General features: G+C 40.0%; 13 protein-coding genes. 3 read left to right on the top strand and 10 right to left on the bottom strand.

Annotated features, from left to right (window positions below; translation table 11 throughout):
- Positions 1-10: 10 nt before the first annotated feature.
- The 8 genes from DSL64_RS27380 to DSL64_RS27345 all read right to left on the bottom strand — a co-directional run bounded on the left by DSL64_RS27380 (position 11) and on the right by DSL64_RS27345 (position 7,119).
- On the bottom strand, positions 11-1,453 hold the full coding sequence (locus DSL64_RS27380) for a hypothetical protein (RefSeq protein ID WP_115834154.1): 1,443 nt from the start codon (positions 1,451-1,453) through the stop codon (positions 11-13).
- Positions 1,450-1,815 (bottom strand): hypothetical protein, encoded by a 366-nt coding sequence (locus DSL64_RS27375; protein ID WP_115834153.1) that lies wholly within the window; start codon positions 1,813-1,815, stop codon positions 1,450-1,452. The genes DSL64_RS27380 and DSL64_RS27375 overlap by 4 nt, the downstream gene beginning before the upstream one ends.
- Positions 1,816-1,821: 6 nt before the next feature.
- Positions 1,822-2,787, bottom strand: coding sequence for an IS30 family transposase (locus DSL64_RS27370; protein WP_115834152.1), 966 nt, complete (start codon positions 2,785-2,787; stop codon positions 1,822-1,824).
- A gap of 112 nt (positions 2,788-2,899) precedes the next feature.
- On the bottom strand, positions 2,900-3,577 hold the full coding sequence (locus tag DSL64_RS27365) for a nucleoid-associated protein (RefSeq protein ID WP_115834151.1): 678 nt from the start codon (positions 3,575-3,577) through the stop codon (positions 2,900-2,902).
- A 430-nt stretch (positions 3,578-4,007) separates the two neighbouring features.
- Complete coding sequence (locus DSL64_RS27360) at positions 4,008-5,072, bottom strand: NAD(P)-dependent alcohol dehydrogenase (RefSeq protein WP_229217249.1); 1,065 nt, start codon at positions 5,070-5,072, stop codon at positions 4,008-4,010.
- Positions 5,073-5,092: 20 nt separating this feature from the next.
- The gene (locus tag DSL64_RS27355; protein WP_115834157.1) at positions 5,093-5,668 is read right to left on the bottom strand and encodes a DapH/DapD/GlmU-related protein; all 576 of its coding nucleotides are present in this window, start codon (positions 5,666-5,668) and stop codon (positions 5,093-5,095) included.
- Positions 5,669-5,670: 2 nt separating this feature from the next.
- On the bottom strand, positions 5,671-6,174 hold the full coding sequence (locus tag DSL64_RS27350) for a cupin domain-containing protein (RefSeq protein WP_229217248.1): 504 nt from the start codon (positions 6,172-6,174) through the stop codon (positions 5,671-5,673).
- Between the two features lie 75 nt (positions 6,175-6,249).
- Positions 6,250-7,119 (bottom strand): helix-turn-helix domain-containing protein, encoded by an 870-nt coding sequence (locus DSL64_RS27345; RefSeq protein ID WP_115834150.1) that lies wholly within the window; start codon positions 7,117-7,119, stop codon positions 6,250-6,252.
- Between the two features lie 285 nt (positions 7,120-7,404).
- Between DSL64_RS27345 and DSL64_RS27340 the strand changes: the two genes are divergently transcribed.
- From DSL64_RS27340 to DSL64_RS27330, 3 genes are all read left to right on the top strand, one after another.
- Complete coding sequence (locus tag DSL64_RS27340) at positions 7,405-8,103, top strand: hypothetical protein (protein WP_115834149.1); 699 nt, start codon at positions 7,405-7,407, stop codon at positions 8,101-8,103.
- Positions 8,104-8,175: 72 nt separating this feature from the next.
- Positions 8,176-8,745, top strand: a complete 570-nt coding sequence (locus DSL64_RS27335; RefSeq protein WP_115834148.1) for a Crp/Fnr family transcriptional regulator — start codon at positions 8,176-8,178, stop codon at positions 8,743-8,745.
- A 133-nt stretch (positions 8,746-8,878) separates the two neighbouring features.
- Positions 8,879-10,165 (top strand): adenylosuccinate synthase, encoded by a 1,287-nt coding sequence (locus DSL64_RS27330; RefSeq protein ID WP_115834147.1) that lies wholly within the window; start codon positions 8,879-8,881, stop codon positions 10,163-10,165.
- Between the two features lie 104 nt (positions 10,166-10,269).
- Here the strand turns inward: DSL64_RS27330 and DSL64_RS27325 are convergent, their stop codons facing one another.
- Both DSL64_RS27325 and DSL64_RS27320 read right to left on the bottom strand, forming a co-directional pair.
- Positions 10,270-10,833 carry a YceI family protein gene (locus DSL64_RS27325; RefSeq protein ID WP_229217247.1) on the bottom strand — a complete coding sequence of 188 codons (564 nt, stop codon included), beginning with the start codon at positions 10,831-10,833 and terminating at the stop codon, positions 10,270-10,272.
- Positions 10,830-11,729: a DUF5777 family beta-barrel protein gene (locus tag DSL64_RS27320; protein WP_115834145.1), complete on the bottom strand. Its 900-nt coding sequence runs from the start codon at positions 11,727-11,729 to the stop codon at positions 10,830-10,832. Before DSL64_RS27320 ends, DSL64_RS27325 begins: the two co-directional genes overlap by 4 nt.
- Positions 11,730-11,732: the final 3 nt, after the last annotated feature.

Genomic DNA, 11,732 nt, shown 5'->3' with positions numbered 1-11,732 from the left:
TTTGTCTAAATCAATTTGTTAAGCTAGGCATGCCAAAGGCCATCAAACTTGTTCCCAAATAACGATGCAACAAAGCCTCTATAAAGTCTAAATCCTGTTGGTACTCGGTGTCATTGTTTAATATTCTCTTAATGTCATCGGGTTCCAGTAAATCTGTATACCTTTTTTTTAGATTTTCATAGCTATTGACAAAGCGAGTTCTCTGAGCTTTTATTTCCCATCTTGATACCATATAATAAATTATAGATCCACTTAAAAAAGCCAAAGACAATATAGTTGCATCTAATGAGAAAATATTTACAAAATCCCCCTTGCTTAGAACACGAATTACAATTGCGGAAATATAAAAACTAATTAAAGCAAGCGTGCTTTTTTGGAAACCACTTGCAAATATTTCTACTATTTTATTTGCCCTATTATTAAAATCTAAAAGTTGGTCTGAAATCTTATTTCTGATCTCAATGTACTGCTTTATGTTTTGTTTTTCATAAACTTTAAAGCTTGATTTTACAGACTGAAATGGATTTCCTTGAAGGTGTAAATCTCCTGACTTTTTAAAATGTAGAGAGATTATATTTCTAGATATTCCAATTTTGTCATTTAGATTTCCACCATTGTAAACCCATTCATATATGTTGTAGTATTCATCAAATTCTTCTACTTGCAAATGTGCAACATCGGATGTTCCTTTTATTGATTTGTAGCCGTTTATTTTGAATTCTATCGAATTTCCATTTATGGATGTAATGTCAAATAGATAAATTATTGAAATTAGATTTGCATATCGATTCATTAACTTATTTAATTCTACTAGCTCATTATCTTTTGTAATTAACTTAAAGTCGTTTGGGACTAAACAAAATTGTTCGATATTTCCGAAATGACATTGAGCCTTAAAAGAATCAAGAGTCTCCTTTCTTTTTGCAAGTTGTGGAGTATTTATATTTTCTGATAATTGTTCAAAGCAAAGAGAACTTGTGTAGAATGATTTTTTAAGTCCTAAAACTTTGAATCTAATAAGCTCTCTTAATTCAAATAATCTTGAAAAATTTAAAAAAAATTGCCCTATCTCATAACTATTGAAAGTTTTTACAAGGCACTCTAAGTCATAAATAGTGTAAGAAGAATTTTCTGCCGATTTAGTTATAGTAATTACGATCGAAATAATTTCTCCATCTAAATGTAAAGCTTCTTGCTCTAAATCGCTTATAAATTGATCAAAGTTAAACGGACTTGAATTTGAAATTACTGGTTCAGATTCTCCAAAAGTTACTGCAATATGAATAGAATCTCTGGTCTGTAAGAAGTTGAACTTAGATTCAAGTAGTTCATTACTTACACTTTGATATTGACTAGCGGTTAAGCTTGCCTTAAACTCCTGGAAGTTCTCGGTTGAACTTTGAACAGAGTAGTTAGGGAATAATAAATTTATGAATTCATCTAAGAATATCATTGGTTGTTTACTTGTTCAAGGTTTTTGAAGTATTTGTATCCTTCTTCCGATTTTATTTTTACGTATTTTGCACCATCATTTTCCTCTGTAGCAAATATTGTATTGTCCGCAAAATAACCTTTTATGTGCAAATCTATTTCTGGTGTTAGTTTTACTTTATTTAAGAATCTTGCTTTAACCTTCTCTTTTATTATATTAAATTGATTGTCAAATGGTGAGCGTGGTTTTGATGGGAGTGCTCGAATTTTTTCTTTGAGGTCAGGTATATTTAAATTTGTATCATATGGTGTGTAGTTTCCTATTGAATTGTCAAGAAAGTCATGTATTTCAAATCTTTCATTGGATCGGAAATATTTAACCACGCAGATTCAAATTTGAAGTGCAATTTTGTATTTCAAAGCGAACTGAATTGGAGATAAATAACCTAATGTTTTACGTGGTCGGCTATTGAGTTGATTTTCGATCCAATCTACATCAGATTTTTTTACAATGCTAATCGGGCAGGACTTTGGGATATACTGTCTAATAAGTCCGTTCGTATTTTCATTGAGTCCACGTTCCCAAGAATGATATGGAGTCGCGAAATAGATCTGAGCTTCAAGGAATTTTGCCATTTTTTGATGAGCCGAAAATTCCTTCCCATTATCAAAAGTTATAGTTTTGACAGGAATGTTGCATCTTTTCATCCTGTAAATTAGTCTGTTGGTTAGCTTTTTGGAGTTTTTTGAACTTAGTTTTTCTATAACGACAACTTTTGTAACGCGCTCTACCAGCGTCAGTAAAATACCATCATGATTGGCGCCAATAATAGTGTCCCCTTCCCAATGTCCTATCTCGGTATTAGTTTCGACGACTTCTGGTCGATGCTCAATACCAACCCTATTTGGAATAACTCCACGTCGCTGAGTACTGCCTCTTTTACTATATTTTTTCTTGTGGCGTATGCGCAAATATTGAATAAGTGACTCATGATCAGTAGTTTCTTTGAAATATATGTACTGATAGATCGCTTCGTGGCTAACTTTACTCTGTTGTAAGGCAAGAGCCCCGCTTATTTGCTCAGGTGAATGACGTTCTCGCAAGGCATCGATAATGTGCTCTTTGAGCCTTCCCTTGATTTTATATGGCTCTCGCTTGTTTCGAAGGCCACTCATCACATGAGCAGAGTTTGCCTGGTAATCACATGACACAGAAGAGTTTCTTCGTAATTCCCTGCTTATAGTAGAGGGATTAACCCCGACGAAAGCAGCTATATCCTTCTGAGACGTTTTTTGTTGTAAAAGGCAAGCAATCTGATATCTTTGCTGCAGAGTCAACTGGCGATATAATTTCATAAAGTTTATTGGATTCGACACCCTAAAACTATTAGAATTTATCTACATCAGTTGGCTCTTTTTGTTTTAGCTTATTTTGTAACCAGCAGATAATTGCACTTCATTGTTGAATTCAAGCCATACTGTTTCTTAAATATGTGTAATCCTGAGGGTGATCTTTTTTCATTTTTGTAAATACCGCCTTGTCAATTGCATCAAATGCTTTCTCTGTATTATCTTCATCAGTGAAAACCATATTAAGCTCTAATAATTCCTTCCACCAATATTTTGTGTCAGACGGGTTGGTGTCATACACCAAAATGCCATTAACTGAATTGTCGGAATTTAGATTGCATACAAAAGCTTTGAAGGCTTTTTTCTTAACCGGAAGTCCACGAGATAATTGATAGTTTACTTCATTTAAAAATTCGTTATGATCAGCTTTACAAATAATAAATTTATCTTGGCCGTCTTGTGAAATTTTTGCCTGTACTAAAATTCCTTTTTGAATTGTAATTCCGAGTTTTGACATCTTCTCTTGTGCTTCAAACTCGACTCCTAGAAGTCTGTCAGCTATAATTTTTGTGATTTCCGCAAAATCCTCATTGTTATTGATTCTCGATATTTGAGCTCTTACTTCAGTTGTCTCTCTGTCGAAAAGGAACTGTCTCCCACTACTCCCAGAAATAACAACCCCAAAAAGTTCTTTTAAATATTCAACTAGGTCAGCACCATATGTAGAAGAGTCTATGACTTCAACTTCTTCTTCGTTTAGATCAATTTTGAAAATTTGAATTGCATTTATGTCCATAATGTCTATTTGTCGTTGTTATTCGGTTCTGTCTTTTAGGCTTGCTGCCAACTCTGTAATATGCGAAAGGGATGTAATATTTTATTAATTTAGTGAATAAAATATTAATTTGTAATAACCTGGGCGGTTTCACAAAATCAAACAACAAAATCCCTCTCACAAGATTCGTTAGTCAGAGCCAAATCAAAAACACATAAGGATACTGCCAGTGAAGTCAAACTAAGATTTATCATTGTTGTAGAGGAGTTGTTATTATTTTAGCAAATAACATAATATTTTCTATTCTACGAAGTTGTCGAAGGAAAATATTATTTACCGGTAGGGCACATCCTGTAAAATGATCTAACAACCAGAAGGTTTTGTTTCCTATAAACAAAAAAAGGTTGGCCCAGTGACGGGGCCAACCTCCTGTTTTTGTCAAAAAGCGAAATTATTTTTCTTCTTTCAACGATGCCATATCAATTACAAAACGATACTTCACATCACCTTTCACCATCCGGTCGTAGGCTTCATTAATTTGCTGAACGTCGATCATTTCGATATCCGCAGTGATGTTGTGTTCACCGCAGAAGTCAAGCATTTCCTGTGTTTCGGCAATGCCGCCGATCATAGAACCTGCAAAACTCTTACGACCCGTGATCAGGCTGAATGCGGCAACCGGCAGTGGTTGTTCAGGCGCACCAACAAGTGCAAGCGAACCATCTACACGCAGTAAACTGATATATGCGTTGATATCATGCTCTGCGGAAACGGCATCCAGGATAAAGTGAAGCTTGCCGCGGTAAGCAGCCATTTGTTCCTTGTCTTTGGATAAAACCACTTCGTCTGCACCAAGGCGTTTTGCTTCTGCAAATTTGCTTTCCGAAGTTGTAAAAGCAACCACTTCGGCTCCCATGGCCTTTGCTATTTTGATACCCATGTGGCCTAAACCGCCAATACCAACCACACCCACTTTTTGCCCCGGACCTACATTCCAGTGTTTCAAAGGAGAATAGGTGGTGATGCCCGCGCAGAGCAATGGAGCTGCTGCTGCAAGATCAAGGTTGTCAGGAATACTTAACACAAAGTTCTCATCAACAACGATACGCTCAGAATAGCCACCGAAAGTATGTGTGTTCAGATGTTTGTCGGGCGCGTTGTAGGTCCCAGTCATACCTGGCTCGCAGTATTGCTCCAGTCCTTCATTACAATATTGGCATTCCCGGCATGAATCTACCATACAGCCCACACCCACTACATCGCCCACTTTAAATTTGCTGACGTGACCGCCTACACTGACGATTTTGCCCACGATTTCATGTCCAGGAACGCATGGGTATAAGGTTCCCGGCCATTCGTTTCTCGCGGTGTGTACGTCGGAGTGGCAAACTCCGCAAAACAAAATGTCAATTTCTACGTCGTGTGCAGTGGGTTTTCTGCGTTCGATACCGAGTTGATCCAAAGGTGCTTCAGCTGCTTCTGTTCCGTAGGCTTTGGTACTGATTGTTTCTATCATGGTTATTTATAAATGAGTTTTCAAATTTGTTCTTTTAATACTTTCGCCGGCACACCACCCACTACTGTATTAGCAGGTACATCCCTGCTTACCACCGCACCTGCAGCTACAACCGCGTTTTCTCCAATGGTAACGCCAGGCAGAATGGTGGCACCTGCGCCGATCCAGGCATTTCTTCTGATAATCACTTTTTTCGGAATTAAGTCATGTCTCTGTTCAGGTTCAAGCGGATGCGTCTCTGAAGTGATGTTCACACGCGGACCGATCAGTACATTGTCTTCAATAATGATACCACCGATGTCGAGAAAGGAGCACGCGTGATTAATGAATACATTTTTGCCCAATGTCGTGAATTTCCCGAAGTTGATATAAAACGGCGGAAAGATTGTAGTTGAATCATCAATTTCTGAACCCAATATTTCGCTTAGCCGATACCTTACGTCATCCAATTGGGTGGCATTCGCATTCATCTCTACACACAGCGCAATGGTTCGTGCTACAATCGCTGAAAATGCTGCATAACCATCATCTGTCTTTTTGATAACCTCACCCGCTTGCATGCGATCAAAAATGGTGGGTTTGCTGTCTGTTTCCATGTTTATTTCTTTTTGTCCTGATATTCTGTATCTGTCACTGCCTGCATCCATTTCACAATTCCCTTCTCCGTATTGGGAACAATGTATAATTGCTGCATACCGGTTTTCTCACTTGCACCATGCCAGTGTGGTACGTCGGGCGGACAACTAACTACATCACCTTTTTTTAGTTTCTGGCGTGGCTGCCCCTGGATTTGGTGGTAGCCTGCTCCGTCAGTGATGATCAGTATTTGTCCGGCAGGGTGTGTATGCCAGTTGGAACGGGCTCCCGGTTCGAAGTAGACGTTGCCCACCAGTGTGGTCAGTGTACTGTCCTGTGGAACGAGGCCCGTATTCCAGGCTTTTCCGGTGAAGTTTTCAGCAGGTCCCAATTGTCCTTTGGCGAAAATGCCTTTGCTTATGTCCGTTTGTGCATTTACCGTAAGAGATAGCAGTCCGAATAATCCCAACAAAATTGTGAAGGGAAACGATTGCCGTAGTCTGTTGCCGTGTATCATCATTTTCATATGTATGTGCTACGACAAAAGTAGTAGTGTTGTACATGGGTCAGATAATGACAATCAAACCAATAATTAAGAATTTCAAACTTCCTGCATTCTTAATGTCTTCGGATTTGTTCCTGTCAGGCGTTTGAAGAAGTTGTTGAAATAGGTCGGATATTCAAATCCCAAAGCGTAGGCAATCTCCGAAATATTCCAGTCTGTATGCTGCAACAATGCTTTGGCTTCATGCACAACCCGTTCGGTAATATGCGTGGTGGTCGATTTGCCTGTTACCTGTTTCACAGCCCGATTCAGGTAGTTGACGTGCATATTCAGGTTGGTGGCATAGTCCTGAGCGGTTTTCAGTTGTAAAGGTCTGTCGGTACTTTCGATTGGGAATTGTCTTTCGAGAAGTTCCAGGAAAACAGATGTAATGCGGCCTGATGCATTTTTTTGCTGACTGTAATTCTCCGATGGCTTTAGTTTCAGAGCTTCATGAATGATCAGATTGATATAGTTACGCATCAGATCGTCCTTAAAAGGATAATCCGTTTTTTGCTCTTCTATCATTCTGACGAACAGAGTGTTCAGGAAATTGCGTTGTTGTTCGGAGATATGTAAGATAGGTGTGCCGCCAATCTTAAACAGAGGAGATTGTTGCAGACTTTCGCTTCTTTCGGAAGCCATCAGGAATTCTTCGGAGAACAGACAAGTGTAGCCCACGTAGCTTGTAGACAGAGTTTCCCAGGAATAGGGGATATGTGGATTCCCGAAAAACAAAACTGTTGCATCCGTTTCAAAACTTCTGTCGGAGTAATGGATTTTGCTCTTGCCGGTAGTTAAACAAATTTTGTAAAAATCTTTACGACTGTAAGCACGTGTTTCGTTACTGTCCTGTTCTATTTCGAAAACATTAAACCCTTTGAGTTTTAAGGTGCTGTTGAACTCAGATATCGGTCGTGGGTGCATTTTGTTTGACTTAGAAATTAAGAAATACAGGACAATGGGAATGCCGTATCTACGTAAACGCTACAGGTGAGGTCGTAGTTCACAGGCTTGCCTGGATGGTTTGAAAGTCATAATAAATGGTTTGAAATTCTTAGGTATGGTGGTTGAAAGCCTCAACAGGTATGATGATGATTAGCGTTAAAATGATTGATAAAATGTAATTTTGAATGCGCGATCAGAGCTGGTCATGCTATGGCTGGTATTACTTAGATCCGGTCGCGGGGACATTGAACAGGTTAAAAAATAATGCGTAAGAGAATATTCCATCCGGTATTTATTATTTCAGTCTTAGCACCCTATATTTTCGTGATCTTTTATGGCCGTACGGCTGACTTTCTGGTATTTGTCTTTACTCTTTTATACCTGTTCTGTTTTTTGATTATCAGTACAATTGTCTTCTGGCAAACGGAAACCCTGAAACAATTAAAAAAATATTATGGTCTGACTGCTCTGGTAGCCATATGTTTGTTTGTTATTACTTATGGTTATCAGATATGGCTTTCAGAATGGATTTTCTTTAAATTAAGACAGGAGAAGCTGACCGTTATGGTTGACCAGATTCAACGATACGGTAAAGTAACAGAAATGTCGGATGGGATGAGGTATTGGAAAACAATCAATGGGCAACCGGTGGGAATGGACAGTTCAGAAGTAAATAATACGTTGGAGTCTGATTCTAAACATTTGCTTGATGACGTTCTGAAGCAGGAAGGAGTGGATCGGGCATTTTATGATAGGATAAGGAACACCCTGATTGAAGTCAACCTGATCGGTTTTATCGTTTTGCCGGATGGAACCATATCTTTCACTATGGATGGAATGCTTGACAATTGCTTCGGAATTGCTTTTTCTGAAACAGGGAAACAGCCTGCTGATAATGATTGCGGAGAGGTGGTGAGGTGGGTTAAAATCAGTGATAATTGGTATGCCTGGGGTACTACCTGATCCGATTTCGTCGGTTTTTATATCTTGTCAAATGGCAATTTATTACCCGGCGACAGTTTTTATCTTTGAGCTATGGACGACTTAATTACATATCTGCAGCAGTTCGGACAGCTTACGGAATCCGAACAAGCGGAGATTCGGCTGAGAGCCAGAGAAAACAGGATTTCTAAAGGTATTTATCTTTCAGAAGCAGGAAAAGTGGCGGGGAAAATCTGCTTTGTAACACAGGGTGTTTTCAGAGTATGTTATTACAACAAAACTGGTGACGATTTTACCAGATACTTTATATATGAAAACCGGTTTGTAGCGGATATCAATAGCTTTATTGATGAAATTCCGGCTGCAGAATATATCGAAGCGATCACAGACGCTGTGGTACTGGAATTCACAAAGGAAGATTATATACATCTTGCCGGGACCGTCCGAAACTGGGATGAGATCTTTAAAAAGATTTTCTATTCCGTGCTGGAAAACAAAATGCGTGCTGCCAGTAACATGCTGGTTCAGGACGCTCAAACCAGATATCTGCATTTTTTAGAACACTATCCGGGCCTCGCCAACCGGATTCCTCAAACCATGCTCGCTTCCTATCTTGGAATAACACCTACTTCGCTAAGCAGAATAAGAAAAACCATTCGCTAGCCTGTTTCTTGCCAAATGGCAATGGACGTCAGTCGGTAAAACCGGAATTTTGTAAGGTAATGATTTGGAGAGCTTTTGTTTTGCAAGTATTCATTACGCTCACACAATTAAATAACTAAAACAGTAATCCGATATGCCGGTTGATATCATTCTTGGTCTTCAATGGGGAGATGAAGGTAAAGGGAAAATTGTAGACCTATTAAGTGCTCATTATGATTTGGTGGCGCGTTTTCAGGGAGGACCCAACGCCGGGCACACACTTGAATTCTCAGGTAAGAAATTTGTATTAAATACGATTCCTTCAGGTGTTTTTGCAAATGGAACCATGAACCTGATTGGTAGTGGAGTAGTGATTGATGTAATTGCTTTGAAGAACGAGATACTCCGGCTTAAAGATGCAGGTTATGATCTTTTGGAAAAAGGGAATCTGATGATTTCCAAACGTGCCCATCTGATTTTACCTACGCATCGGCTACTGGATGAAGCATCTGAAAATCAGATGGGAGAAGGTAAAATAGGTACAACCAGGAAAGGGATTGGTCCGGCTTATACCGATAAGTTTGGCAGAGCGGGGCTGCGCATGGGAGATATCAACGAGCCTGATTTTAAACAAAAGTACTTTAGTCTGGTTGCAAAACACGAGACCGTTCTGAAGCAGCTGTACAACGTAGAAGTGTCTGTTACTGAGGAAGAAGAAGTATTTTTCGATGCTATCGCATTTTTAGCCGACTTTCCATTGGTAGATTCTGAATTGTTGGTAAATGATTATCTGATACAGGGTAAAAAAGTACTGGCAGAGGGAGCGCAGGGAACTTTGCTGGATGTGGATTTTGGCTCTTATCCCTATGTGACTTCGTCTACAACCACGGCAGCCGGAGCCTGTGTTGGTCTGGGTATCGCACCCGGAAAGGTGGGCGAGGTAATCGGCATCTTCAAAGCTTACTGTACCCGCGTAGGTGCAGGACCGTTCCCGACCGAATTGCATGACGAGACCGGTGAATTGCTTCGAAAAACAGGAAATGAATTTGGTGCCGTAAGCGGCCGTCCAAGACGGACAGGTTGGCTGGATTTGCCTGCCCTAAAACAGGCAATTTTACTGAATGGGGTTACGCAACTCATCATGACAAAGGCTGATGTGCTGAGTGAACTGGAAACGATTTATGTGTGTACCAGGTACCGGGAAGGAGATATTGAGAGAGCGCACATGCCTTATGCTTTACATCGGCAGGAACTGCAGCCGGTTCTGAAGGCCATGAATGGATGGAAAGAGGATATCCGAAATACCAGCTTTCGCAATGAAATTCCCGAAGCGCTACAAGCATATATAAGATTCATAGAAACGGAAGCAGGCGTTCCGGTGACATTATTATCTGTAGGGCCAAATCGCCGGCAGACGATACGGTATCATATCACTGATTGAGATAGTGTCCAATTGAAAATCATCTTTCCTTATGATTAAGAAAAAAGGTGCTGAATAGTTTGTCTCTACAATCACTATTCAGCACCTTTTCTTTATAAGCCAGGTTATTTTTTTGTCAAAACATACTGTGCTTTTACTTGTATATTCTGAGCAATTTTTACAAAAACGATTTGAGGAACCTCTATTTTGTGGTCAGCCAATGCCACCTGAAAGGCGGAAGTAATCAGTATTTTGCCTGACTCTATCTTTAGCTTCCCTTCTATGGTTCTGTTTTGTGTCACACCATGAACGGTAAATTTTCCGGTTGCGGAAACATCGTATTCTCCGTTTTGCGAATAATCAATGGTTTTGGTAATCTTGCCTGCAAAGGTAGCTACAGGATACTTACCCGATTCCATATAGTTTTCATTGAAATGCTCCTGCATGAGTTTGTTTTCAAACGAGAAGTCTTTCATGTTCATGCGGATGGCCACTTCGCCTGTCGTAGTGTTCAATATGGCCTGCGTTTTTTTGTTTTCTGCATCGATGTCTTCCAATGGAGTTTTGGATGAAAAGCTGGTGTTACCTGCGTTCGTATAAAAGAGGATGCTTTGAGCCGATGCAGATCCGGTAAGAGAAATGAGCACCAGGGCATATGTTGTCAAAGCCATTAACAAGCTACGAATCATAAGTTCTGATTTTTAGTGGACTGTCTTTTACTGCGTTTATCAAAACTAAATGTGCGGGAGATGTTGAAGCCATAGTGAATATCGCCTTTGCCCCAGCTGCCGGAGGTCTCGCCGATAAACTGCTTTTCAATCATACCCAAAGAGTTGGTAAAGTGTAGCTGAAAAACATGACCGCCCGTTTCGATATCCACGCCGAAGGACATAGAGTCATGATAGGGAGCTGTCACCGTGTTCTTTTCTCTGGCTGTCCAGAAGTATTCTCCGTTGATTGATACGCGTTTAGAGATTTTATACCTGCCACCAATACCTACTGCAAGCAACAATTTTTCATCTCCTGTCACTTCCGGACGATTTCGGAACAAATAGGAGGGAGACAGCTGAAGGGATAGTCTTTCAGAAAACTTTCGGGCAATAAGCACCTGTGCAGTGTAATAAACTTTATCCTGAAACACCAGATCCTGATTGGCTGTAGCCGCGCCGGTACCACCGAACAGTGTAACTGAAACTGGTATGTTTCTTGTTCCGGTGGTCTGTTCGATCAGTTTGTATTTACCGAAGATATCATAAACCTTCTGAGAGGTGCTGCGTCCCAGACCCACCATAAACCGGTCAGTAATGCCATATTCAAACCCCATGCGCATCGTAGCCTGATCAAGACCGAAGAATTGGTATGCACCGGAATTCAACCTGCCAAAGCGGTGGGAGATGCGGAAATCAAGATGCTTCTTCTTCATCGTTTCCACTGATTGTCCGTTTACGACACGCGTGGATTTAAAAGTAGCAACAACAGGGGTATATTGTGTACTGTCATTTTTCTGTAATTCGCTGAGCAAATCATCCTGAGCTTGCGAAATGAGAGGTATTATTAGTAATATAAGAATCCGGAGTGATTTCATAGG

The organism is Dyadobacter luteus (assembly GCF_003383615.1).
GTDB lineage: Bacteria > Bacteroidota > Bacteroidia > Cytophagales > Spirosomataceae > Dyadobacter > Dyadobacter luteus.
Note: the sequence above shows the minus strand (reverse complement) of the source record. Positions and strands in the feature narration are given on the sequence as shown.